General features: G+C 39.1%; 20 protein-coding genes. 8 read left to right on the forward strand and 12 right to left on the reverse strand.

Features of this window, described 5'->3' with window-relative positions; genetic code table 11:
* Positions 1-201: 201 nt before the first annotated feature.
* Both yihA and pssA read right to left on the reverse strand, forming a co-directional pair.
* A complete protein-coding gene (gene yihA, locus ELZ61_RS02580) occupies positions 202-834 on the reverse strand; it encodes a ribosome biogenesis GTP-binding protein YihA/YsxC (RefSeq protein WP_126371203.1) in 633 nt (210 codons plus the stop codon).
* A 180-nt stretch (positions 835-1014) separates the two neighbouring features.
* On the reverse strand, positions 1015-2376 hold the full coding sequence (gene pssA, locus ELZ61_RS02585) for a CDP-diacylglycerol--serine O-phosphatidyltransferase (protein WP_126371205.1): 1362 nt from the start codon (positions 2374-2376) through the stop codon (positions 1015-1017).
* Between the two features lie 173 nt (positions 2377-2549).
* Here pssA and ELZ61_RS02590 point away from each other — a divergent pair, with 173 nt between their 5' ends.
* The gene (locus ELZ61_RS02590; RefSeq protein WP_126371207.1) at positions 2550-3596 is read left to right on the forward strand and encodes a TrmH family RNA methyltransferase; all 1047 of its coding nucleotides are present in this window, start codon (positions 2550-2552) and stop codon (positions 3594-3596) included.
* Between the two features lie 4 nt (positions 3597-3600).
* On the opposite strand, the gene ELZ61_RS02595 is transcribed toward ELZ61_RS02590, so the two are convergent.
* Complete coding sequence (locus ELZ61_RS02595) at positions 3601-3861, reverse strand: YfhL family 4Fe-4S dicluster ferredoxin (RefSeq protein WP_017806339.1); 261 nt, start codon at positions 3859-3861, stop codon at positions 3601-3603.
* A 73-nt stretch (positions 3862-3934) separates the two neighbouring features.
* On the opposite strand from ELZ61_RS02595, the gene ELZ61_RS02600 reads away from it, so the two are divergent.
* The 5 genes from ELZ61_RS02600 to ELZ61_RS02620 all read left to right on the forward strand — a co-directional run bounded on the left by ELZ61_RS02600 (position 3935) and on the right by ELZ61_RS02620 (position 10698).
* Complete coding sequence (locus ELZ61_RS02600) at positions 3935-4675, forward strand: ribonuclease T2 family protein (protein ID WP_126371209.1); 741 nt, start codon at positions 3935-3937, stop codon at positions 4673-4675.
* Positions 4676-4833: 158 nt separating this feature from the next.
* A complete protein-coding gene (locus tag ELZ61_RS02605; RefSeq protein ID WP_126371211.1) occupies positions 4834-6003 on the forward strand; it encodes a phosphoglycerate kinase in 1170 nt (389 codons plus the stop codon).
* An 80-nt stretch (positions 6004-6083) separates the two neighbouring features.
* Positions 6084-7163, forward strand: coding sequence for a class II fructose-bisphosphate aldolase (fbaA, locus tag ELZ61_RS02610; protein ID WP_126371212.1), 1080 nt, complete (start codon positions 6084-6086; stop codon positions 7161-7163).
* 266 nt (positions 7164-7429) lie between these two features.
* The gene (locus ELZ61_RS02615; protein WP_126371214.1) at positions 7430-8782 is read left to right on the forward strand and encodes a DUF262 domain-containing protein; all 1353 of its coding nucleotides are present in this window, start codon (positions 7430-7432) and stop codon (positions 8780-8782) included.
* Between the two features lie 5 nt (positions 8783-8787).
* Positions 8788-10698 carry a DUF262 domain-containing protein gene (locus ELZ61_RS02620; protein WP_126371216.1) on the forward strand — a complete coding sequence of 637 codons (1911 nt, stop codon included), beginning with the start codon at positions 8788-8790 and terminating at the stop codon, positions 10696-10698.
* A gap of 269 nt (positions 10699-10967) precedes the next feature.
* On the opposite strand, the gene ELZ61_RS02625 is transcribed toward ELZ61_RS02620, so the two are convergent.
* The 9 genes from ELZ61_RS02625 to ELZ61_RS02665 all read right to left on the reverse strand — a co-directional run bounded on the left by ELZ61_RS02625 (position 10968) and on the right by ELZ61_RS02665 (position 22403).
* A complete protein-coding gene (locus ELZ61_RS02625) occupies positions 10968-11324 on the reverse strand; it encodes a diacylglycerol kinase (RefSeq protein ID WP_103854489.1) in 357 nt (118 codons plus the stop codon).
* Between the two features lie 108 nt (positions 11325-11432).
* Complete coding sequence (gene relA, locus ELZ61_RS02630) at positions 11433-13664, reverse strand: GTP diphosphokinase (RefSeq protein WP_126371218.1); 2232 nt, start codon at positions 13662-13664, stop codon at positions 11433-11435.
* Between the two features lie 16 nt (positions 13665-13680).
* Positions 13681-14994 carry a 23S rRNA (uracil(1939)-C(5))-methyltransferase RlmD gene (gene rlmD / locus ELZ61_RS02635; RefSeq protein ID WP_126371220.1) on the reverse strand — a complete coding sequence of 438 codons (1314 nt, stop codon included), beginning with the start codon at positions 14992-14994 and terminating at the stop codon, positions 13681-13683.
* Between the two features lie 3 nt (positions 14995-14997).
* Positions 14998-15708, reverse strand: a complete 711-nt coding sequence (recO, locus tag ELZ61_RS02640; protein WP_126371222.1) for a DNA repair protein RecO — start codon at positions 15706-15708, stop codon at positions 14998-15000.
* Between the two features lie 177 nt (positions 15709-15885).
* Positions 15886-17013, reverse strand: a complete 1128-nt coding sequence (locus ELZ61_RS02645) for a sugar ABC transporter permease (RefSeq protein ID WP_126371224.1) — start codon at positions 17011-17013, stop codon at positions 15886-15888.
* A gap of 2 nt (positions 17014-17015) precedes the next feature.
* Positions 17016-18530 (reverse strand): D-xylose ABC transporter ATP-binding protein, encoded by a 1515-nt coding sequence (xylG, locus tag ELZ61_RS02650; RefSeq protein WP_126371226.1) that lies wholly within the window; start codon positions 18528-18530, stop codon positions 17016-17018.
* 73 nt (positions 18531-18603) lie between these two features.
* On the reverse strand, positions 18604-19602 hold the full coding sequence (gene xylF, locus ELZ61_RS02655; RefSeq protein WP_126371228.1) for a D-xylose ABC transporter substrate-binding protein: 999 nt from the start codon (positions 19600-19602) through the stop codon (positions 18604-18606).
* Positions 19603-19807: 205 nt separating this feature from the next.
* Positions 19808-21223 carry a Na+/H+ antiporter NhaC gene (nhaC, locus tag ELZ61_RS02660; RefSeq protein ID WP_126371230.1) on the reverse strand — a complete coding sequence of 472 codons (1416 nt, stop codon included), beginning with the start codon at positions 21221-21223 and terminating at the stop codon, positions 19808-19810.
* A gap of 19 nt (positions 21224-21242) precedes the next feature.
* Positions 21243-22403, reverse strand: coding sequence for a MalY/PatB family protein (locus ELZ61_RS02665; RefSeq protein ID WP_126371232.1), 1161 nt, complete (start codon positions 22401-22403; stop codon positions 21243-21245).
* A 212-nt stretch (positions 22404-22615) separates the two neighbouring features.
* On the opposite strand from ELZ61_RS02665, the gene xylA reads away from it, so the two are divergent.
* Both xylA and xylB read left to right on the forward strand, forming a co-directional pair.
* Positions 22616-23935: a xylose isomerase gene (gene xylA, locus ELZ61_RS02670; RefSeq protein WP_126373555.1), complete on the forward strand. Its 1320-nt coding sequence runs from the start codon at positions 22616-22618 to the stop codon at positions 23933-23935.
* A 66-nt stretch (positions 23936-24001) separates the two neighbouring features.
* Positions 24002-25447: a xylulokinase gene (gene xylB / locus ELZ61_RS02675; RefSeq protein WP_126371234.1), complete on the forward strand. Its 1446-nt coding sequence runs from the start codon at positions 24002-24004 to the stop codon at positions 25445-25447.
* The last annotated feature ends 75 nt before the right edge of the window (positions 25448-25522 follow it).

Raw genomic sequence — 25522 nt, forward strand, 5'->3', positions numbered from 1 at the left:
TCCTTTATCTCATTTCATTTGAAGACCTAATATAGAAAAAGCCAAAAACAAAGAAAATTCCCACCGCACTTTTTTGCGATCGGGATCGAGAAAATTGATCGGGCAGTCTATTGATGTAGTGAGAAAGTTTTTAGGTAGGGTATTTTTACAGAATTATTACTGATTTTAAAAAGTGCAGAATTTCCTGCACTTTTTCATTGATTACGCGTCTTCATCTTCCACAATCACAGCACTAAACCAGCTATCCAATTTTCTTGCTAGTTTATCAATGCCTTGTTTTTTCAGAGAGGAAAAGGCTTCTACTTGCACATCGCCTTGGAATGGCAAAATGGCTTCACGCACCATTTTCACTTGCTTGCTCACGGCACTTTGGCTTAGTTTATCTGCTTTGGTAAGCAATAACAGCACTGGCAAATCAGCAGACACCGCCCATTCAATCATCTGTTGGTCTAAATCTTTCAAAGGATGGCGAATATCCATTAAAATCACCACACCGCCTAAACATTCACGTTTTTGCAAATATTCACCCAAAGCCTTCTGCCATTGGATTTTCATTTGCTCAGGCACGGCAGCATAGCCATAGCCTGGTAAATCCACCAATTTGTAGAACGGTTCCACTTCAAACACATTGATTAATTGCGTTCGCCCTGGGGTTTTGGAGGTACGGGCAAGGTTTTTCTGATTGGTCAAGGCGTTAAGCGCAGTGGATTTTCCTGCGTTAGAACGCCCTGCAAAGGCAATTTCCATACCGCTATCTTCAGGCAACACGCGAATATTCGGCGCACTCGTCAGAAAATGGGTTTTGTGATAATTCAGTTTAATTTCGTTGCTCATTTTATCTATCTTTTAACTATTTCAGCCATAAGGAAAGTGCCTAGCATACCCTAAAATCACAAAGTGCGGTAAAAAAATCGGAAATTTTCCACTGTGCTTTTGTGGTTATTTTCATTTCAGACTATCAGTTTTTCTTCATCAAAGTCCCCCTCTTTAGCAAAGAGGGGAGATTTAGCCACTTTACAAAATCATCTTCACCAATTTATCCGCTTTGATACGGGCGAATTTTTTTAGTAGTTTTTGCACGGGGGCTGGGTATTGTGAGAGTTCGTCCAGTTCCGTGTAGTGTTTTAGTTGGGTGGTGTGTTGGCGGATGCAGGCTAGCTCTTGTTGCACTTGGGCTTGCAGCTGTTGGGCTGGGTCTTGAATGAGCAAGCCATTTTCTGCATCTAAACGCCAAGCGCGCGGATTTAGGTTGTTGCCAGTTAATAAAATATGGCTATCGTCCACCCATACGCCTTTTAGGTGATAGCTGTTCTCGCCGTCTTTCCAAGTGCGAATAACAAGCTGGCCTTGGTTAATTTGCTGTTCAAATTTTTGGCTGAAACGGCGTAAATTGCTTTCATATAAATAAGGCAGTGCGCCCGCCATTTTGAACGGCTGTGAAGGGGGAATGTAAAAATCGTTGGCGGTTTTGTCGCCCACGATAATTTCAATGTGCTTGCCTTTTTGTAATAAACGGCGGATTTTTTGTTGTAATGGACGTGGAAAATTAAAATATGGCGTACAGATCACCAATTTTTCTTGCACGATTTGGAAAAGATCTTCAATCGTACGGTTAAGCAGGTTTGCACCACCGCCTAAGCCAAAAAGTGGGGTGATTTTTAGGCCAGAATTTTCCTCGCTCGTAAACTTATATTGCCCATCCGTTGCCAAGCCTTTACGGAATGCACGAATATGCTGGCGAATTTCTTTGGTTTTTGGACGTTCAGCATTATCCAACGACAATACCGCTTGATTACTCAATAGATATTGTTGCAGGAAATTCACCATTGAATCCGCAAGGGCTGAATGGGTGATTTTATGATAACGGTCGTAGCGATATTTTTCATTTTGCTGCAAATACACATTATTAATGCTCGCCCCGCTATATAACAAGGTATCATCAAAAATAAAGCCTTTAATATGCAATACGCCAAACACTTCGCGCGTGTTCACTGGCACGCCGAAAAACAAATGGGCGTGTTCACCATATTGATGAATGGCACGTTGTTCGCAGTACCAATCTGCGTTGGTGGCAGATTTTTCTGCGCCAAGCAAATTACGCTGTGCGCGATGCCAATCGACAAAAATTTTCACTTCAAGCTCGGGATTACGGCTTTTAGCGGCAAACACTTCATTTAAAATTTCTTGCCCTGCGTCATCATTTTGCCAATAAAGTGCGGTGATATAAATACGCGTTTTTGCTTCACGAATAAGCTGGATAATTTGTTGCTTAAATTCCGCAGGGTGATGAAGAAAATCAATTTGCGAGGGTTGTAGTGCCAAACTCGGCAAGGCTTGCAAATTTTCTTCTGCCCTTTTCGTTTTATTTATCAACATAATTTTTTACTCTAATTTTGATAATCCATTTTTTCAGCCTTGTAGTTTACAATATTTACTTCTTGGCTTGGTAGAAAAAAGATATTTTTTCGCTATAATGCATTCAATTTCTCACAAAGTGCGGTGAAAATTCGCCCACTTTTCCCATTTTTATCACAATTTGGCAACATAAAATGAACGCAAAAAAACCGACTTTCCAGCAAGCAGATTCCAGCAAACGCTTCAATGAACGCTATTCTGGCGAAAAACAAGATAAAAAAGCACCGCACTTTTCCCCTCATTCTTCGCGTGGCAAAAAGGACGACAAACGCACTTTCTCGCGTGAAAGAACACCGACAAAATCCGCGGAAAAAGTGCAACAACGCACAGAATTGACGATGGGAAATGCGCGCGGTACAGCCAATGTGAAAGTGGTGATAAAAAGCACTGGCGTGAAAGAAAAACAGAAAAAAACTGGCCCACTTTCCCCTCGCGCGCCAGAAAAGATTAAGAAAAATCGCGCAGAAGAAATGAAAGTGTATGGCGAAAATACGTGTCTTGCCTTATTTGCAGAGCGTCCTGAAAGTATTGTTCGCGTGTGGACAACCGTGGAAATGGCGCACCGTGTGGGTGAGTTATTTAGCTATTTGGCGGCGAATAAAAAAGTCTATCACGTTGTCGATAGCAAAGAGCTTGCGCTGGTGAGCGGCACGGAACACCACAATGGCATTTGTATGTTGGTGAAAAAGCCACGTCATTTTACGTTGAGCGGTTATTTAGATATTCCACGTGAAAAAGATGCGTTGATCTTACTCGATAATGTGCATAACGCACATAATATTGGTGGGATCGTGCGAACTTGTGCGGTCTATGGCGTGAAAGGTTTAGTGTTAAGCGAAGCCGATTTGCTAAATTCTGCCGCGGCAATGCGTGTGGCAGAAGGTGGTGCAGAATATGTGCATACTTTACTTGCCGATAGCAGTGAACAGGCGTTAGAAAAATTGCGTGAAAAAGGCTATCAAATCGTGCATTTAAGCCAAAGCAAGCAAGCGAAACCGTTTGCTCAGCTGAAATTGAGCGATAAAGTGGCCTTTGTTTTAAGCGAAAGTGCGGGCGAAAATTTGGCAAAAAATCACGATGAAGTAGTCAATTTATCCCTTGCCAATCCGCTGAAAGCGGGCCTGAATGTTGCGGTGGCAGCAGGCGTGTTATTGGCGAAATGGGCGGAGAAAACCCTTTAAATGGCTATAACTGATCAGAATGATGAATTAACACAAAGCGTTCCCACAATTGGGCTTCGCTTTCTTGATGCTCGGGATCGGGCTTAATGCAGTTGGTGATCGGGCAAACTTTTTGGCAAGTTGGAGTATCATAATGCCCCACGCATTCGGTGCAAAGGTTGGGATCGATTACATAAATGTCATCGCCCACGGAAATGGCATCATTGGGGCATTCTGGCAAGCACATATCGCAATTTGTGCATTTATCTGTAATTAAAAGTGCCATAAATTCCCCGTAAAATCATTGAAAGGGCGAGATTATAAAGAATCGGCAAGGAAAATTAAATAGGCAAAACAAAATGAGCAAGAAAAACAGTAAAGGACTTTCTTTTGTAGGCACATTAATCATTGCAGGCATTGCATTGATTTGGAATTATTTTCAGCCTAGCGAAAAAACACATCAGCCTGAAGCTACGGCGCAATCTCAGCAAAATCAAGCAAAGACATCAACGCAACAAAATACACAAGCATCGCTTAGCAATAATTATGATTACATTATGCGCGATGACGCCATTGGGCAAAATAAAAGCGCACCCGTGGATTATTATATGCTGGCGTTGTCTTGGTCGCCGGGATTTTGCCAAGCGCAAAAAGAGCGTTACAACGGCAATTTGCCGCAATCTTTAATGAGCCAATGTGGTACACAGCAATATGGCTGGGTGATCCACGGCTTATGGCCGCAAAATGCTAATGCCCATTCGGTGAGCGACCACCCGCGTTTTTGTCGTGGCGATTTACCGATGGTTGATCCCGCAATTATCAAAAAATATTTAGCCGATAGCCCGAGTGCCAATTTGTTACAAGGAGAATGGGAAAAGCACGGCGCTTGCGCTTTCAAAAATGCCAATGCTTATTTTGAAAAACAGCAAAATTTATACCGCACTTTGAATTTACCTGATCGCAATTTACCGCGTAAAGAATTGTTTGCTTGGTTAAAAAAACATAACCCGCAGCTGAAAGGGGCATATTTGGGCGCAAGCCATAATGAATTATTTATTTGCTATGATTTACAGTGGCAAGTGATGGATTGTCCGCGCTAGGCAAATGTGGCTCAATTTGAAGTGTTGAAAGATCTATTATTTCTGAGAATTAAAAAAATCCAGCGGATAATTTGATCTAAAGCAGTTACAATCTAGCTTGAACTAGGTATAATGCGAGCAGTTCTATTTATTTTTAAACTATATAAAGAGGGTAAATTATGTCAGTAATTAAAATGACCGACCTAGATTTAACAGGCAAACGCGTATTTATTCGTGCCGACCTGAATGTGCCAGTAAAAGACGGCAAAGTAACGTCTGATGCGCGTATTCAAGCAACCATTCCAACCTTAAAACTCGCCCTTGAAAAAGGTGCGAAAGTGATGGTTACTTCTCACTTAGGTCGCCCAACCGAAGGCGAATTTAAACCTGAAGATTCCCTCCAACCTGTGGTTGATTACTTAAAAGACGCAGGTTTTAACGTGCGTTTAGCGCGTGATTATTTAGACGGCGTAGAAGTGAATGACGGTGAAATCGTTGTACTTGAAAACGTGCGTATCAACAAAGGTGAAAAGAAAAACGATCCAGAATTAGGTAAAAAATACGCCGCACTTTGCGATGTCTTTGTGATGGACGCTTTTGGTACAGCACACCGTGCGCAAGCTTCAACTTATGGTGTAGCAGAATTTGCCCCGATCGCTTGTGCAGGCCCATTATTAGCGGTGGAATTAGATGCCTTAGGTAAAGCCTTAAAAGAGCCACAACGTCCAATGTTAGCTATTGTGGGTGGCTCAAAAGTATCAACTAAATTAACCGTGTTAGATTCCCTTTCTAAAGTAGCAGATCAACTGATCGTAGGTGGCGGTATCGCCAACACCTTTATCGCAGCAGAAGGCAAAGATGTGGGTAAATCTTTATACGAAGCAGATTTAATCCCTGAAGCACAACGCTTAGCAAAAGCAACACAAATCCCAGTGCCAACAGATGTGCGTGTAGGCTTAGAGTTCTCTGAAACTGCGCCAGCGATTGAAAAATCTGTTGATGACATTAAAGCAGATGAATCTATCTTCGATATTGGCGAAAAATCCGCAGAAGAATTAGCGAAAATCATTAGAAGCGCAAAAACCATTCTTTGGAATGGGCCAGTGGGCGTGTTTGAATTCCCTAACTTCCGTAATGGTACAAAAGTCGTGGCAGATGCCATTGTAGAAGCAACAGAAAACGGTGCATTCTCTATCGCAGGTGGCGGTGATACCCTTGCGGCGATTGATTTATTCGGCATCAAAGATAAAATTTCTTACATTTCAACTGGTGGCGGTGCGTTCTTAGAATTCGTAGAAGGCAAAGTATTACCAGCCGTTGAAATCTTAGAAAAACGTGCGAAAAACTAATTAAATGATATTGGGCGTAGCTTGTGCAGTACGCCCTTTTCATACGGAAATCTCTTAATATAACAATAGGAAACAGAAAAATGGCAAAATTATTAGACATCGTAAAACCGGGTGTATTAACAGGCGATGATGTACAAAAAGTTTTCAACTATGCAAAAGAACACAATTTCGCAATCCCAGCAGTAAACTGCGTGGGTACAGACTCTGTGAATGCCGTATTAGAAACCGCAGCACGCGTTAAAGCGCCTGTAATTATCCAGTTCTCTAACGGCGGTGCGCAATTCTACGCTGGGAAAGGCATTAAACCAGCAAGCGGCGCGCGTCCTGATGTATTGGGTGCAATTGCAGGGGCAAAACACGTTCACGAATTAGCTGCTGAATACGGTGTGCCAGTAATTCTTCACACTGACCACGCAGCGAAAAAATTATTACCTTGGATTGACGGCCTATTAGAAGCGGGTGAAAAACATTTCGCTGAAACAGGCAAACCACTTTTCTCATCACATATGATCGACCTTTCTGAAGAGCCAATGGAAGAAAATATGGCGATCTGCCGTGAATACCTTGCGCGTATGAGCAAAATGGGTATGACTCTTGAAATTGAAATCGGTATCACAGGTGGAGAAGAAGACGGCGTAGATAACTCTGATGTTGATGAAGCACGTTTATATACTCAACCTGAAGACGTACTTTACGTTTACGATCAATTAAACCCAGTAAGCCCACGTTTCACCATTGCTGCAGCATTTGGTAACGTACACGGCGTTTACAAACCAGGTAACGTAAAATTAAAACCGTCAATCTTAGGTGCATCACAAGAATTCGTTTCTAAAGAACGTGGTCTTCCACCAAAATCATTAGATTTCGTTTTCCACGGCGGTTCTGGTTCATCAACTGAAGAAATCCGTGAAGCAATCAGCTACGGCGCAGTGAAAATGAACATTGATACAGATACACAATGGGCGGCTTGGGAAGGTATTTTAAACTTCTACAAAGCCAACGAAGCTTATCTTCAAGGTCAGCTTGGCAACCCAGAGGGTGAAGATGCACCAAACAAAAAATACTACGATCCACGTGTTTGGTTACGCAAATCTGAAGAATCAATGTCTAAACGCTTAGAAAAATCTTTCCAAGATTTGAATTGCGTTGATGTTTTATAATAAAAAAACAGCAATAATTTAGACTGCACTTTGTACTAAAAGCCTGCATAATGCAGGCTTTATTACTATACAAAATATCACCACAAAAAGTAATAAACTATTCACTCTAAAAGTTCTCTCTATTCTGAATAGCATTCTCTAAAATAATAAGAAATCAATATGAAATATTTTAAATTGCGTTATTTTTTTACAAAAAATGAGCTAAGATATTCATGATCACTTTAAAGTACTTATTTTTAAGTTGTACCAAAATTCAAGGACAATCAATGATAGATACTAAAGAGCCTAAGGTTATAATTTCTAAAATAGAAGATTTATTGAATAAAGAGCTGACTCTACCTAATTATCAACGTCCCTATAAATGGAAAACTTATCATGTGCAGCAATTGTTAAATGATTTGTTGAAGCATTTTGAACAAAATCAGACTTATCGGATTGGCACAGTAGTCTTACATCAATATGATAACAGAAATGATATTGTTGATGGGCAACAGCGTTTAACTACATTGACTCTATTATTGTATTGTTTAAAACTGAAAGAAGCTGAACAAAAATTACAGTTATTAGATCAAGAATATCCACATACCATTAGCCAAAAAAATCTAATTCAAAATTATAATTTTATTAAAGACTTTTTAAAAGAAAATACGGATATTGATAAAGAAGGCTTTAAAAAATACATTTTATCAATCTGCGAAATGGTTTGTGTAGAATTAAATAATTTAGATGAAGCTTTTCAATTTTTTGATTCACAAAATGCACGCGGTAAATCACTAGAATCCTATGATTTACTTAAAGCCTATCATCTGAGAGCTATGCGAGGGAAACCAGAGGATCGCATTTATCACTGTGTTTCAGGATGGGAACAAGCCGCTCTTGCAGATGAACACACGCCTAATTTACACAAAATTATCAATCAAATACTTTTCAGGCTACGTGCATGGCAAATCGGGCAAAGTGGCGAACATTTTACCAGCAATAAATTAACTATTTTTAAAGGTGTTTCCGAAACTTCCTCTTATCCTTATATACAGACTACTTTAGCTTATCAAGCATTAGCAAAATTTACCTCAGTCAACCCTTTTTTATTTCACTCACAATTTTCCCAACCCAACTTTCAAGCCAAGCAAACCATTATTGATGGGGAATATTTTTTTCAATATATCGAACATTATCGAAAAATATACAATCAATTATTTAATAAAGAAACGGGGCTATTGTGTGAAATCAGAGAAGTGAATGGTATTGACTTAGGTACAAATTTAATCAATTTTTTAGACAATCATCAAGGAGCTTATCGTACGGGAGACCGCTATTTACGCAGTTTATTTGAGTGCTTAGTATTCGCTTATTTTGATAAATTTGGTGAGGAACGATTGAATGCCTTTGTTAATAAAGCGTTTATTTGGGTATATCGAATACGCATTGAATGGCAACGCATTACTTTTGCGACAATTGATAATGCTGCAACGGAGAGAAATAGCCTATTAACTTATTTAGAACATAGCTACACACCAGAAAATGTTATGCTATTTAACAATCTGACTATTCAAAATATTAAATTTGAAAATATTGATAAAAAAATTAAAGAAATTTTAGGTATTGAGAATAAAGAGTAAGCAAAATGAGCCAAGAAAAAACACAAATTAAAATACTGACTATTACAAACCTATTGTGTGAAGATAATTATATTATCCCCATTTATCAACGTAATTACGCTTGGGGCGACAAAGAAATTGAAGAGTTATTGACTGATTTAGTTAAAGCCTATGAACGAAAAGTGCAAGACTATTATGTTGGCAGTTTGGTTGTTTATTGTCGAAAAGATAATAAATTTGAAGTTATTGATGGACAACAGCGTTTAACCACATTCACCTTAATTAAAGCGTTTTTATTGCAAAACAAACTGACTGATACCTTATTTGCTGGACGCAATCTTTCATTTGAATACCGTGATGAATCCAATAAAGCATTGGATAGTTTGCAGCAACCTGAAAATCTACCGTGGAATTTTAAGGACGCGATGCAATCTATTAAACGACATTGGAATAATTTGGTTAAGGCTGAAAATATTAATTTAAAAGATTTTATTCTGTTTATTTTAAATAATGTGAAAATTATCCGTACAGAAGTCCCGCCAAAAACCGATTTGAATCATTATTTTGAGATAATGAATACACGAGGTGAACAATTAGAAAAACACGAAATTTTAAAAGCCCGTTTTATGAGCCACTTAGCTGATTTATCTTCCTCTACTGCTCATAAAAATACAGCATTTTTTCAGGTAACTCTTGCCAATATTTGGGATGCATGTTCGGACATGAATCGCTATGTGGTTATGGGATTTAAGCCTGAAATTAGAAAACAAATTTTTGGCGATAATTGGCAACAAATACAGCTTAAAGATTTTGATGAAATTGCAAACGTTTTTGAGCAAAATGAAGCCAGTAATACACAAACGTTCTCTGAAACTTCTGGAATAGAAGATAGTAATAAGAAATTTACTATGAAAAATATTATTGATAATAACGTAAAAATCGGAGAGGTTGCCAAGGAAGAAGAAACTTCTGAACGATTTAATCCAGTGATTGATTTTCCTAATTTTTTGCTACACGTTTTGCGTATTTATCTGGACAATGATTTACAACAGGCACGGGAGATTGCATTAGATGAAAAAACTTTGCTAGACAGTTTTAAAATTGAAGATTTTGATCTTGATAAAATTAAAAACTTTGCTTACCTACTATTAAAATGTCGTTATCTATTTGATTGCTATGTTATTAAATCAGATAATAGCAAAGAATATGATAATTGGTCATTATTAAAAATCCAGCCACAAACAAATAAAAAAAGTAGCTATCAATATAATAATAGTTTTGGTGATACAGAAGAACAGAAAAAGATAGTTATGCTGCTATCAATGTTCCATGTTTCGCTCCCATCACGAAATTATAAAAACTGGCTGTATGCAGTGTTACGTTGGTTATATCAGAATACGGATAAAACCTCTGTTGGCTATATTTCATTTTTAGAAAATTTAAGCGACAAGTATTATTTTGGTTATTATGGTGAAAATACGGATTTCTTTGATTTAATCACTCAAAATGAGAAAGCACTCAATATTACAGCCAATTCAGCAAAAGAGGAAATATTAAATTCAGGAACAAGGGTACCGAATTTTATTTTTAACCGCTTAGATTATTTATTGTGGAAAAATAAAATGGGGAAATATCAAAACTTTGCATTTACTTTTCGCAGTTCAGTGGAACATTTTTATCCGCAAACGCCAGTGAATGGTGAGTTTTTAGATGATGACACCTTGCATTCTTTTGGGAATTTATGTTTGATTTCATCAAGTATGAATGCTAAATTTTCTAATAATATGCCTAAAGCGAAGGTTGAAAATTTTGGTAAAAATCAAAATTTAAGTTTAAAATTATCTCTAATGATGGATATACAAGAATGGAATAAAGAAACAATAGCGCATCATGGAAAAGAGATGATTGATATGTTAAACAAGAAAACTGCGTCCTAAAATAGAAATCATCATTTTGATGAAATAAAAACCATTATTCAAAGGAAACAGAAAAACTCAAAATTTTTGCACCGCACTTTTCTTTTCTATAAAAGAAAGAAGGATTACACATAGCCCTTATCCTTAAGTGCGGTCGAAAAATCACAAATTTTTCTGTGGAATAGAAACAGGCACTTAATAAGCATAAGGCATCAAGGATAGAATGAAAAAAGCATTGGGTTACCCCAATGCCTTTCAAAAATATACAAATTTTACACCGCACTTTTTTATTAGAAAAAAAGGATAGCTCCCCAAGTTAGCGCAACGATGATCAATGTGACAAACACGGCGGCTGAGCCTTGATCTTTCGCCCGTCCTGAAAGTTCGTGATGTTCCGTGCCAATGCGATCCACCACGGCTTCAACCGCGCTATTGAGCAATTCTACTGCTAACACTAACAACACTGAACCAATCATCAAGATTAATTCGATTTTGTCATCAGCCAAGAAAAACGCCAAAGGGATTAAAATGCACGCACAAAACACTTCGTGACGAAAGGCTGTTTCATTTTTGAAAGCACTTTTTAAGCCTTGCATTGAATAGCCTGTGGATTTGATTAAATGGGTCAAGCCCGTTGTTTTTTCCAATTTTCTTTCCTTTTAACTCATTGAATGCGACAACGCGATTTTTTCACTTTAATCGCAACAAAATGACACGAAAAACCACCGCACTTATTTTTTCTTAAAACATTTTTCTTATAAACGTTTTGCTTCGATCACATCATCTAATTTTGCTAAACGGGCGAGGATTTTACTCAGCATTTGCACGTTGTTTAGCTCAATTTCCATATCCATCGTAGCGATTTGTTTTTTCGTATCCGTACGGCTAGACACGCCTAGCACGCTGATCTTTTCATTAGCCAACACGGTGGTAATATCACGCAGCAAGCCATGGCGATCACTGGCGATAATGCGAATACTAATGCGGAAACCGCTGGCATAGTTCTCGCCCCAAATGGATTCCACCACGCGTTCTGGGTGGCTGGCTTGCAATTCTAAAAACTGTTCGCAATCACTGCGGTGAATAGAAATGCCACGCCCCATTGTGATGTAGCCCACAATGTCATCACCGGGAATTGGCTGGCAACAACGTGCGATGTGGTGCATTAAATTGCCCACACCTTCTACGATCACATAGCCTTTTGACTCATTTTTTTGCGCAGAATTCACCGCACTTTTCTGTGCAACGTGGCGTAAAATCTGTTCGTCTGTTTCTTGTGGCGTGGTTTTAATCAGTTTGCTTTGCAAAAAGTTAATCAGCTGATTAAGGCGAATATCGCCGCCGCCAATGCCTGCATACAAATCTTCTAAATTTTTCAGATTGTAACGCGGCAAGGCATACTGCTCCACTTGCTTGAGTGCAATGCCTAAACGTGCAATTTCATTTTCTAACAGCTCTTTACCTGCTGGAATATTTTTATCGCGATCTAATTTCTTAAACCACGCCGCAATTTTAGCGCGCGATTTGCTGGTGTTAGTGAAACCTAAATTCGGATTAAGCCAATCTCGGCTTGGGTTTGGTGTTTTTTGCGTGATGATCTCAATTTGATCGCCCATTTGCAGCTGATAAGTAAAGGGCACAATGCGTCCGCCCACTTTCGCACCAATGCAACGGTGCCCGATTTCACTATGAATGGCATAAGCAAAATCCAACGGCGTTGAGCCTGTTGGCAGGTCGATCACTTCGCCTTTTGGGGTAAACACATAAACCCGATCATCAAACACTTGGCTGCGCAACTCGGCAATCACTTCGCCAGAATCGGTAATATCATCTTGCCACGCTAATAATTTACGCAACCACGCAATTTTATCTTCATAGGCTGAGCGCCCCGTTACGCCCTCTTTATATTTCCAGTGTGCCGCCACACCAAGCTCGGCATCATCGTGCATCTGTTGAGTGCGAATCTGAACTTCCACGGGTTTGCCGCCTTTACCCAACACTACGGTATGAATGGATTGATAGCCGTTCGGTTTCGGGTTTGCCACATAATCATCAAATTCTTTCGGTAAATGTTTAAAGTGGGTATGCACAATGCCAAGGGCAGAATAACAATCTTGCAGCTTTTGGACGATCACGCGCACCGCGCGAACATCATATAAATCACTAAATTCTAAGTGTTTTTTCTGCATTTTCCGCCAAATGCTATAAATATGTTTCGGGCGGCCATACACTTCCACTTGATCGATATTTTCTTGTAAATAGCGGGTGAGATCTGCCACAAAATCTGCAATATATTGCTCACGATCTAAACGGCGTTCTTTCAGCAACTTGGCGATCATTCGATACTGTTCAGGGTGCAAATAGCGGAAGCAATAATCTTCCAACTCCCATTTCAGCTGCCCAATTCCTAAACGATTGGCAAGAGGTGCATAAATATTGGCGCATTCTTTTGCTGCCAGCACTTTCTCTTCTTCCGAACAGCAATTTTCCGCATCACGCAAAAAGGCAATACGTTCAGCCAGTTTGATAATCACGCAACGAAAATCGTCCACCATCGCCAACAGCATACGGCGCACATTATCCACTTGCAGGGAATTGGCAGAATGGCTCGCGTTTAACTGGCGAATGTTATCCATTTCCAGCACACCTTTCACCAGCTTGCTAATCGCTGTGCCAAAATCTTCGCTAATTTGCTCCAGCGCAACAATATTATGGCTCACCACGGGATAAATCATTGCCGTGATAAGGCTTTCACTATCCATATTCAGGCTGTGCAAAATTTCCACCATTTCCACCCCTGAAAATAGCGAACAATGCATCTGCGGATTTTCCACCGTGTTTTGGTGCTGCTGGATTTTATCTTGCGAATAATGCCAAGCCAGCACCAATTTCTCTGCCAGCTCAGAAGAAAGCCCCAAGCTTTCGCTCCATTGCTCAATCACAAAATCTTTCGGGTTAAGTAGGTGTGAACCTCGAACAGCAACCATAACGTCTTCCTATTTATTATTTCCGTTCAAAGAGAGTAATGCTCTCCAAATGCCCTGTATTTGGGAACATATCGATCATTGCCACTTGAGTTAATTGATAGCCTGCTTGCAACAGCATTTGTGCATCGCGTACTAATGTCGCAGGATTGCAAGACACATACAACACTTTTTCTGCCTGTAACTGACACAAAAATGGCATTGCAAATGCCGCGCCCGTGCGTGGGGGATCGAGCAAAATCTTACTAAATGCTTGGCTTGCCCACTGTTGGGCAGCAAAAGATTGTGCCAGATCGCCTTGATAAAATTGGACATTTTTACAGCCATTTCGTTCCGCATTTTGTGTCGCTTTCTGCACCATTTCCGCCACGCCCTCTACGCCCACCACTTGCTTGGCTTGACGGCTTATAGGCAAGGTGAAATTGCCCATTCCGCAGAATAAATCCAGCACCTGATCTTGTGCATTTAACTTGAGCCAATCTAGTGCGGTGTCAATCATTGCTTGATTGAGTTGCGGATTAATCTGAATAAAATCCCGCACATCAAAATGCAGCCGTTGCCCATTGTTCAATTCATAATAAGGGCTTTCGCCATAAAGTTGCTGAATTTGCACATCATCTTGCACAAACAGCATTAAGTGTTCTTGGCGAGCAAATTCAAGTAACAAAGTGCGGTCGTTTTCTGTCAAATTTTTTTGATGACGTAGCAATAATGCCACACCGTTATCCGCGCGCACCAGTTCGATATGGCCTAAATTTTTCGGGTTAGACCAGTTTTGCAAAAGTGCGGTGATTTTTGGCAACAAATTATTGAGTGGTGTTTCGATAACAAGACAAGACTGCACTGGCTCAATATTTTGCGAATTTTTTTGGCGAAAACCAATGCGCAGTCCCTGCTTTTTATCCCAATAAATACTCAAACGTAAACGGCGGCGATAATGCCATTGGCTACCCACAATTCGAGGCATTAAGGTGATAGGTTCAGCTTGCAATTTCGTTAAACGCTGAAATAATGCGTGCTCTTTAGCTTCCCGCTGCATTGCCAAGGGAATATGCTGAGTTTGGCAGCCACCACATTTTGCATAATGAGCACAAGCAGGCTGCATACGCTGTGGGCTAGTTTGCAACCATTTTTTCGCAACCCCTTTGCCATATTGACGCTTTTCTTCCAAAACATCGACCTGCACCTTTTCATCCGGCAGCGCATTTTCGATAAACCACGTTTTACCTTGAATTTTTGCCACGCCTAGCCCTTGATAATCTAAATCTTGTACTTGCGCGGTAAAAGTGCGGTGGTTTTTTTCCACTTTTTTCGGGGAGTAAAGTAATGCCATAGGTTATTTCTGATACAAAATATGTTGGGTGAATAATTCTCGACTTTTCAACGGTTTACTGCCTAAATAAGGTTTCAAGGCAATGCGAATAAAGCGTTTCGCCGCTTGCAACACCGCCTGATCGTGAAACTCTCGCCGCTCAAACGCCAGCAGTTCTCTGCCATAAAAAGTGAGATTATCCTTAATTAAAGAAGCAATAAAGCCTTTTTCTTCGCGATAACGATAGGTCATATTTTCATCGACAGGCTCACCTGAACCGGCACAATGGCAAAAATCAATGCCATAGCCCATTGCTGTAAGTAATTGAAATTCAAAGGTTCGTAGACTTGGTTCGACAGACTCAGACACACTCGCCAAGCCCGTAATACATTTTAGATAGTCTTGGAAAATCTCAGGATAAGGGGTCTCAACAGCCAGCAAACGCATCAGCAATTCATTCACATAAAAACCGCTATAAAGCGCCGTAGGCTGCATTGGCAAAGTGAGCGATGCAGCTTCGGCTTTGGTCAGGGTTTTCAGTTCCCCTTTTCCAGTCCAACGCAGAAGCAACGGCGTAAACGGCTGCAAAATGCTTTTCCACGCAGAACGTTTTGTTCTCGCCCCTTTCGCGATCGCCGTCAAACGCCCCGTATCTTCCGTAAACAAATCCACCAATAAGCTTGTTTCGCTGTACGCCCTGCGATGCAAAACAAAGCCCCGCTGCCAATTTTCGATAACCGTATCCTTAGCTAATCATTCGTTGAAGTGGGGATATTTTAACAGATTTTTGGCAGAGTTAGGGGGAAAAGTGCGGTGGGATTTTTTGGTGTTTTTTTAAATAAAAATTTCATAAAAAACCACCGCACTTTATGATTATCAAAAGGACGGTGGCCTTATAGGACTTGTTTTCAATTACATTTTCTTCTTGCTCATTGTATCTACCCAAACAGCGAGTAACAGAATGCTACCTTTTACAATATACTGCCAGAATGTCGGTACATCTAACATACTCATTCCATTATCAAGTAAGGCGATAATAAATGCGCCGATAACAACGCCGTAAACGCTACCGATTCCCCCAGCTAAACTAGCACCACCAATAACGCAGGCAGCAATGGCATCAAGCTCTGCATTTTGTCCTGCTGAAGGCGCACCTGCGCCAAGTCGTGCGCTTAAAATTAAACCAGCAATCGCTACCATCAATCCATTCATTGAGAAAATGATTAATTTTACTTTTTCAACATTGATCCCAGATAATCTTGCTGCATCAATATTGCCACCAATGGCATAAATATGGCGTCCGAAAGCGGTTTTTTTCGCGATAAACATTCCAATCACGGCAAGCAATGCGAGCAATAATACTGGGAATGGAATACCACGATAATCATTTAATAAATAGATCGCGCCAAGTATGCCTAATGTAAATAGACCATATTTTAAGGTTTCCTGTGAGCCGGAAGGAACGCTAAGAGCTAAGTTTCGTCTGGCTTTCCGTTGGTAAGTTCCCCAACTAATAAAACCAACAATCGCAATCATACCAATGAGCATTCCAGTGAAATCAGAGAGGTATCCCTGACCGATCATTGTCATTTCTGTGCTAATGGGGGAAACGGTTGTCCCATTTGTTAAACCAATTAAAACACCACGGAAAGCCAACATTCCTGCAAGTGTTACGATGAAAGAAGGGACTTTACGATAAGCAACCCACCAACCATTCCACGCACCAAGCAAGATCCCTAGCGCAAGAGTGACAACAATGGTTAATGAAAGTGGCCAATCCCACCATACATTCGTAATTGCTGCAAAACCACCTAATAGCCCCATTAATGAGCCAACAGAAAGATCGATTTCAGCAGAAATAATCACAAATACCATTCCTATTGCAAGAATCCCTGTTATGGATGTTTGACGTAATAAATTAGAAAAATTTCTTGCACTTAAATAAGCCCCTTCTGTTGCAAACGAGAAAAATACCATAATGACAACAATGGCAATTAACATAATATAAACTTGTAAATTAATGGATTTTAACTTAGACATAATTACTCCTTCAGTGCTGCTTCCATCACTTGTTCTTGCGTTAAATTATCATTAATAAGATCGGCTTTAATTCTCCCTTGGTGCATCACTAATACGCGATCACTTATTCCCAAGACCTCTGGTAACTCAGAAGAAATCACGATAATTGACACCCCTTGGTGTGCGAGTTGGCTAATCAATTTATAAATTTCATATTTCGCCCCAATATCAATACCTCGAGTCGGTTCATCTAAAATAAGAATAGTTGGGTTAAGTAAAAGGCATTTTGCTAAAATGGCTTTTTGTTGATTACCACCACTTAGACGCCCAATCGCTAAACTGGGACTTGATGTTTTCACCGTCAATTTTTCGATAGATTGCTGAATAACCGTTTCTTCCAAAGGCTCATTAATCACATTGCCTAGCACACAATATTTATTTAGCGAAGATAAAGTGATATTTTTGCCTACCGCCATAATAGGAATAATGCCGTGTTTTTTACGATCTTCTGGCACCATAACAATATGATGTGCAATCGCATCAGCACAATTTCTGATGTTAATAGGCTTGCCTTGTAAAAGAATTTCACTTTGTTGCTTTCCTTGGTAAGAACCAAATAGGCATTGCGCCATTTCGGTTCGTCCAGAGCCGACTAAACCTGCAACGCCTAAAATCTCTCCTTTGTGTAGGCGAAAACTAACCTCATCAACACGTTTAATATGCCGATTAATTGGATGCCAAGCAGAAAGTTTTTCCACACGCAAAATTTCTTCACCAATAGGATGGGGTTCATAAGGATAAAGAGAGGTAATTTCTCGTCCTACCATCATCGTGATAATGTCGTCTTCGCTCATTTCTGCACAAGGATGAGTGCCAATATGCTCTCCATCACGAATGATACAAATTTTGTCTGAAATCGCTTTTACTTCATTGAGTTTATGGGAAATATAAATACAAGCGATATTATGGGCTTTCAGATCGAGTACAAGATTAAGTAAAATTTCTGTTTCTTTTTCTGTTAAAGAGGCCGTTGGTTCATCAAGCACTAATAAACGGACTTGCTTATTTAAAGCCTTAGCAATTTCCACTAATTGCTGCTGACCTAATCCCAATTCTCCAACTTTTGTATTAGGATCAACGTCTAACTGAACTTGTTGTAAAATGGTTTTACAGCGTAAGTACATTTGATTGTCATCTGTAATTCCGTTACGACACATTTCATTACCTAAAAACATATTTTCCAAGATGGTCATATTTTTAACTAATGTCAGTTCTTGGTGAATAATTGAAATTCCTTTTTCTTCTGTGTCTTTAATGTTCTTTGCAATAAGTGGCTCACCTGAAAAATAAATTTCTCCTGAATAATCCCCATAAGGATAGATTCCACACAGCACCTTCATTAAGGTTGATTTTCCTGAGCCGTTCTCACCACAAAGTGATAGAATTTCTCCTTCATTTAACTCAATGGAAATATTATTTAATGCGATAACATCACCAAACTTCTTGGTAATATTTTTCATTGATAATAATGTTGGCATAATAAAACCTCCCTATCAAAGTGCGGTATTTTTCAACCGCACTTTTATATTTAACTACAAAGGTTTAGCAATATTATTTTTCAATTTGCTCTTTGCTATGGAAGCCATCTTTAATAATGGTTTCTTCAATATTATCTTTCGTCACTGCAATTGGTGGTAATAAATAGGCAGGCACATCTTTTAGTCCGTTATTTAATACTGCATTAGATTCTGGCTTTTCATTTTTACCAAGCTGTACTGCAATTTCAGCGGCCTTATCCGCTAATTTTGTAATTGGCTTATACACCGTCATCGTTTGTGTGCCTTGTATAATACGCTTAATTGCGGCGAGATCGGCGTCTTGCCCTGAAATGGCAACCTTACCAGACAACCCTTGTGCGCTTAATGCTTGAATAGCACCACCCGCAGTTGCGTCATTAGATGCAACAACGGCATCAATATTGTTTTTATTTGCGGTTAAAGCATTTTCCATAATTTGTAAGGCTTTCTCAGCTAACCAAGAATCTACCCATTGATCGCCAACCACTTTAATTTTTCCACTATCAATTAACGGTTGAAGCACTTTCATTTGTCCTTTTCGGAATAATTTTGCATTATTATCAACAGGAGAACCTCCCATTAAAAAATAATTTCCTTCAGGCTTCACATCAACAATACTTTGTGCTTGTAATTCTCCTACTTTTTCATTATCAAAAGAAACATAAAAATCTAAATCTGCATTATTAATTAATCGATCATAAGCTAATACTTTGATCCCTTCACGTTTTGCTTCACCAATAATATTGCCTAATACTTCACCATTAAATGGAATAATCACCAAAACATCCACATTACGATTAATCATATTTTCTATTTGTGAAATTTGTGCCGTGGCATCTCCATTTGCAGATTGAACAAATACTTTTGCACCTAAGCTTTCTGCTTTTTTCACAAAAATATCACGATCTTTTTGCCAACGTTCTAAACGTAAATCATCGATAGACATTCCTATGGTGAGATCTTTAGCGAGGACAGGATTGGCTAATAAGGTTAAAGAAGCCGCAAGAGAAAGAAAAAGATGTTTAATTTTCATAATAGCACCTCATACTAGGTTAAATTAATGATATTTAAGAGTAACAACTTATTCACTCATCCTTAGTTTGCTTAGGTTAATGGGATAATTCAATTATCAGATTTATTAATGCTATTATGTTTTTTCTTTTTTGTGATGAAGTACACAATAATAAAAAAATCGCTATCGGATCAACCGCTAGCGATTTTTTCTCACAATTCTTAATTTATTGTTTAGGTAATTTTGCAATACCAAATCCTGTTAAGCCCCACAACATAGCGAAAACAATACCGCTCCAACATAAAATTGCCCAAGGTAAATAAGATAGCGTTGCAACACCTAATGTTCCCGCCATATAAGCGCCTGCTGCCGTCCAAGGTAAAATTGGCTCAATAATAGTCGCTGAATCCTCTGCTGTACGACTTAAATTTTTTGGATGTAATCCACGTTCTATATAAGCATCTCGTAACATTTCACCCGGAATAAGAATTGAAATTTGTCCGTTACAAGTTACCCCGATCATTGTCAGTCCACAAAGAATTGTTGTAAAAATTAGTGAGGCGGTGGAACGTACTAATTTCAATAAGTGGTTTATGATCACTTCCAATGCGCCACTAAGCGATAAAATACCCGCAAAAGAAAGCGCACAGAAACAGATTAATAATGTCCCCATCATTGAATTCATTCCACCACGATTAAGTAAACGAGCTAAATCACTGCTTACCTGAACGTCATTCGGGATCATTGAAACATTAAAGCCATTTACCGCACTATTGATTACATCTGCTAATGCAAATTTTTGAATAAATAATGCATTTAAAATCGCAATAAATGCTGATAATAGCATCACTGGAATTGTCGGTTTCTTAGTGATTGATCCCCAAAGAATAATAGCAACAGGAATGAGTAAGAAAATTACGTTAAAATGATAAACCTGTTCCAATCCAGATATCATTTCTACCACTTTTTCTGGCGTTGCTACATCGTGTAAGTTTCCTGACATTCCATAAACCACATACACAACAGCTGCAAGCAGGAAGGAAGGCAAGGTCGTATAAAGTAAATGGGCGATATGTTCATACAAATCAACACCTGCCGCCGCTGACGCAATATTTGTGGTATCAGAAAGCGGTGAAAGTTTATCTCCAAAATAAGCCCCAGCCACCACAGCACCTGCTGTTGCGGCAAGATTTGCATCTAACCCTATTGCAACGCCCATAAAAGCGACACCAACGGTTCCTGCTGATCCCCAAGAAGTTCCAGTACATACAGAAACAATAGAAGTCAGCAATAATGCGGTAATGTATAGAAATTTAGGATCGATCACTTTCAAACCATAATAAATCATCATTGGGATCGTTCCGCCAGCAATCCAAGTTCCAATTAATAAACCCACAGTAATTAAAATCAGAAGCGCTGGCATTGTTTTGGCAATCTTTCCTGAAATAGCCCCTAACATTTCTTCATAGCTATAACCAAGATATTTGACTAAGCCGCCCGCAAATACACAGGAAACAACCATCAGTGGTTCTGGCGGTAAATCAAAAAAGGCATATCCCAATCCTAACAAAATCAGCATAACAAGAATGGGTGAAAGTGCCTCTATTAAAGTTGGCGTTCTATGTAAACTTGTTGTTTTCATTGTTATTCCCCTTTTGTTTTTACATTAATGCATTTTTGACTTGAATTAATGCTTTCTGTAATAAAGATCTTGGCATTGCGACATTCATTCGAAAAAAGCCCGTTCCTTCAATACCAAAATCTGTTCCCCAAGCCATTTCAACTTGCGCAACATTTCTTAATCTTTCTTTCAACTGCTTTTCAGTGAGCGCAAGTTTTCGATAATTAATCCACAATAAATATGTCCCTTCTGAAGTCGTAACATCTAGCTGTGGAATTTCTGTTGCAAAAAACGCTTTTGCTTGTTGTTTATTTTCTGCAATGTAATTTTTCAGTTGTTCAATCCAAATATCGCAATGTTGATAAGCGGCCATTATGGCTGGCACTGCAAAATAATTTGGATTATGAATACCCAGTTGTAACAAAGTGCGGTAGAATTTTTCTCTCATTTTTTCGTTGCTAATCAATATATTGGAAATTTCTAAACCGGGAATATTGAATGTTTTAGCGGGCGAAGTACAAATCATTGAATGTTCTTTTACATAATCATTCATTGCGGCAATCATTTGATGAGAAGGGGCAGAAAAAGTGAAATCTGCGTGAACATCATCAGAAATGATAAATACCCCATATTTCTCGGCCAATTGTGCAATTTTTTGTAATTCTTCAGTTGTCCAAACTCGCCCCGTAGGATTATGTGGAGAAATAAGAATAAACGTTTTTGCTTGCTTAAAACAGGTTTCCAACAATGAAAAATCAATGGCATATTGATTGTCTTTGTATATCAGAGGGCAGCGTAAAATTTGGCGATCATTTAATATAACTGTATTGGCAATAGGGGAATAGGAAGGCGTAAACAAACACACTTTTTCGCCCACTTGTGTAAATTCTCGTATATAAATAGAAACAGCCTGAATAATTCTTGGGCAAAACACAATTTCATCGTTACTGACAACATAATGATAATGCCGTTCAAGATACTGGCGAACAACATCAAAATAATTTGCTGGCAATAACGTATAGCCATAAATTCCTATTCGATTAAACAATTCAAGTTGTTCAACTAATTCTTTAGGCGCAGATAAATCCATATCAGCTACTGACATAGAAATAAAATCAGGATATTCCACAGATTGGTTTTGCCATTTTGCTGAAAAAGTCGCAGAACGATCAATGATTGTATCAAATGTTAAATTATCCATATTTTCCTCCCTAATTGGGGTTGTACGAAATGTAAAACAGGTAATAATGATTTACTATTACCAAATCTAATATTGCTATTATGTTTTTTCTTTTTTGTGATATAGCACACAATAAACAATAATCTTAATTGATAAATAAAATAACGTAATTGATCCCCTCTTCTTTTTGGTCAATGATTTCTACAAATTTTATGCCATAAGGAGAAATGATGATGACAAACTATTTTGATAAAATCACAAAAGTTCGCTATGAAGGCGTTAATTCCACCAATCCATTTGCTTTTCGTTATTACAATGCCGATGAAGTCATTTTAGGCAAGACAATGGCAGAACACCTGCGTTTGGCAGTATGTTATTGGCACACATTCTGTTGGAATGGTAATGATATGTTTGGCGTAGGATCTTTAGATCGCCATTGGCAAAAAAATAGTGACCCGCTCGCTGGCGCTAAACAAAAAGCGGATATTGCTTTTGAATTTTTTACTAAATTAGGTGTTCCTTATTATTGTTTTCACGATGTAGATATTGCACCTGAAGGAAATTCTTTTAAAGAATATCTCTATAATTTCCATACACTTGTTGATGTTTTAGCACAAAAACAAGCAGAAACTGGCGTTAAATTGTTATGGGGAACAGCAAATTGCTTTACCAATCCGCGCTATATGTCTGGTGCATCAACTAACCCAAATCCAGAGGTATTCGCTTGGGCAGCAGCACAAGTAACTAACGCAATGAATGCAACACAAAAATTAGGTGGTGAAAACTATGTGTTATGGGGTGGGCGCGAAGGATATGAAACCTTACTGAATACCGATCTAAAACGCGAACGTGAACAAATCGGTCGTTTTATGCAAATGGTGGTTGAACATAAACATAAAATTGGTTTCAAAGGGACATTGCTTATTGAACCTAAACCACAAGAGCCAACTAAGCATCAATATGATTATGATGTGGCAACGGTTTATGGCTTCTTAAAACAATTTGGTTTAGAAAACGAAATTAAAGTAAATATTGAAGCCAATCACGCAACCTTGGCTGGACATACGTTCCAACACGAAATTGCGACGGCTTATGCGTTAGGTATTTTTGGCTCAATTGATGCAAACCGAGGTGATCCACAATTAGGTTGGGATACCGATCAATTCCCAAACAGTGTGGAAGAAAATACGCTCGTGATGTATGAAATTCTCAAAAATGGCGGATTTACCACCGGCGGATTTAATTTTGATGCAAAAATTCGCCGTCAAAGTAATGATCCTTACGACTTATTCTATGGACACATTGGGGCAATCGATGTTCTCGCTCTATCATTAAGACGTGCGGCCGATATGATTCAAGATCAACAACTGCAAAAACTTGTCGAACAACGCTATGCAGGTTGGGACAGTCAGTTAGGAAAAGCGATTTTATCTGGCAATACGTCATTAGAAGACTTGGCGCAATTAGTAGAAACACAAAATCTGAATCCACAGCCTGTATCTGGTCAGCAAGAATATTTAGAAAATCTCGTTAACCGTTATATCTACCGTTAATTTTTCTAACAAAAAGGCTTGGAGAGTAATCTACAAGCCTTTGCTCGTACAATAAGGAGCAAAATTATGTATATTGGTATTGATCTCGGCACATCTGGTGTAAAAGTGGTATTGCTTGATGAAGACCAACATATCCTTGCCACTAGCCATAAAGAATTATCTATTTCTCGTCCATACGCACTATGGTCTGAACAAGATCCAGAAGCTTGGTGGCATGCGACACATCAAGCAATGCTTAACTTAGCAAAACAGCAAAACCTAAAAACCGTTAAAGCAATCGGCTTAACTGGCCAAATGCACGGTGCAACCTTGCTAGATAAAACAGATCACATCTTACGCCCTGCAATTTTATGGAATGATGGACGTAGTGCAGCTGAATGTACGGAATTAGAAGAACTCGTTCCGCAATCTCGTCAAATTACTGGCAATTTAATGATGCCCGGATTCACTGCCCCAAAATTAAAATGGGTACAAAAAAATGAGCCTCATCTCTTCGAGCAAATTCATAAAGTGTTATTACCTAAAGATTATTTACGTTTAAAAATGACGGGTGAATACGCTTCTGATATGTCAGACGCTTCAGGCACAATGTGGCTTGATGTGGAAAAACGGCAATGGGATAACACAATACTTGAGGCAACAGGCTTAGACCTAGATAAAATGCCGAATTTATTTGAAGGTAACCAAATCACAGGATATTTACGTCAAGAAATTGCACAACAATGGGGAATGAATTCAGTTCCTGTTGTCGCGGGTGGCGGAGATAATGCTGCTGGTGCTATTGGTATTGGTCTATATCAAGCAGGACAAGCAATGTTATCTTTGGGAACTTCTGGCGTCTATTTTGTCGTAACCGATCGGTTCACTGCCAATCCACAAAAGGCCGTGCATAGTTTCTGCCACGCGTTACCTGAACGCTGGCATTTAATGTCCGTTATTTTAAGCGCCGCCTCTGCAATAGACTGGATAAAAAATATCATAGGAAATAACGATATTAGCCAATTATTTCAACAAATGGCACATTGTACAACACCATCTCAAGCCCTATTTTTGCCTTATCTCTCCGGTGAACGAACCCCACATAATGATCCTTATGCCACAGGTGTATTCTGGGGGCTAAGCCATAATGACAGCAATATTACGCTAGCTAGAGCGGTACTTGAAGGGGTAAGTTTTGCACTTGCTGACGGGATTGATGTATTGCACGAAACAGGGGCAACGGCTGAAAGTATAAGCCTCATTGGTGGTGGCACAAAAAGTGCTTACTGGCGACAATTATTAGCAGATATTACAGGCAGAACACTTGAATACCGCACAGGTGGTGATGTTGGCCCTGCATTAGGTGCGGCAAAATTAGCACAAATTGCATTAAACCCGAAAGAAGAGATTTCCACCTATTGTCGTAATCTACCATTGGAAGAAGTTTATACCCCAAACGCTCAAGTCTACGAACAATACCAACAAAAACGAGAACGCTACCATCAACTTTATCAGCGATTAAAAGGATTTTAACTAGATAAATATTCAGTGCGGTATAAAAATTCAAAAATTTACACCGCACTTTAAATAAAAACAAAGGTGTAAATT

The organism is Avibacterium volantium (assembly GCF_900635775.1).
In the GTDB taxonomy this organism is placed as follows: Bacteria; Pseudomonadota; Gammaproteobacteria; order Enterobacterales; family Pasteurellaceae; genus Avibacterium; species Avibacterium volantium.

Bases quoted from the DNA above. Each gene is read 5' to 3' on its own strand.
- yihA (WP_126371203.1), bottom strand. From the start codon at position 834: ATGAGCAACGAAATTAAACTGAATTATCACAAAACCCATTTTCTGACG.
- fbaA (WP_126371212.1), top strand. From the start codon at position 6,084: ATGGCAAAATTATTAGACATCGTAAAACCGGGTGTATTAACAGGCGAT.
- xylB (WP_126371234.1), top strand. From the start codon at position 24,002: ATGTATATTGGTATTGATCTCGGCACATCTGGTGTAAAAGTGGTATTG.
- rlmD (WP_126371220.1), bottom strand. From the start codon at position 14,994: ATGGCATTACTTTACTCCCCGAAAAAAGTGGAAAAAAACCACCGCACT.
- xylA (WP_126373555.1), top strand. From the start codon at position 22,616: ATGACAAACTATTTTGATAAAATCACAAAAGTTCGCTATGAAGGCGTT.
- pssA (WP_126371205.1), bottom strand. From the start codon at position 2,376: ATGTTGATAAATAAAACGAAAAGGGCAGAAGAAAATTTGCAAGCCTTG.
- nhaC (WP_126371230.1), bottom strand. From the start codon at position 21,223: ATGAAAACAACAAGTTTACATAGAACGCCAACTTTAATAGAGGCACTT.
- ELZ61_RS02645 (WP_126371224.1), bottom strand. From the start codon at position 17,013: ATGTCTAAGTTAAAATCCATTAATTTACAAGTTTATATTATGTTAATT.
- xylF (WP_126371228.1), bottom strand. From the start codon at position 19,602: ATGAAAATTAAACATCTTTTTCTTTCTCTTGCGGCTTCTTTAACCTTA.
- ELZ61_RS02665 (WP_126371232.1), bottom strand. From the start codon at position 22,403: ATGGATAATTTAACATTTGATACAATCATTGATCGTTCTGCGACTTTT.
- ELZ61_RS02620 (WP_126371216.1), top strand. From the start codon at position 8,788: ATGAGCCAAGAAAAAACACAAATTAAAATACTGACTATTACAAACCTA.
- ELZ61_RS02590 (WP_126371207.1), top strand. From the start codon at position 2,550: ATGAACGCAAAAAAACCGACTTTCCAGCAAGCAGATTCCAGCAAACGC.
- xylG (WP_126371226.1), bottom strand. From the start codon at position 18,530: ATGCCAACATTATTATCAATGAAAAATATTACCAAGAAGTTTGGTGAT.
- relA (WP_126371218.1), bottom strand. From the start codon at position 13,664: ATGGTTGCTGTTCGAGGTTCACACCTACTTAACCCGAAAGATTTTGTG.
- ELZ61_RS02615 (WP_126371214.1), top strand. From the start codon at position 7,430: ATGATAGATACTAAAGAGCCTAAGGTTATAATTTCTAAAATAGAAGAT.
- ELZ61_RS02595 (WP_017806339.1), bottom strand. From the start codon at position 3,861: ATGGCACTTTTAATTACAGATAAATGCACAAATTGCGATATGTGCTTG.
- ELZ61_RS02605 (WP_126371211.1), top strand. From the start codon at position 4,834: ATGTCAGTAATTAAAATGACCGACCTAGATTTAACAGGCAAACGCGTA.
- ELZ61_RS02600 (WP_126371209.1), top strand. From the start codon at position 3,935: ATGAGCAAGAAAAACAGTAAAGGACTTTCTTTTGTAGGCACATTAATC.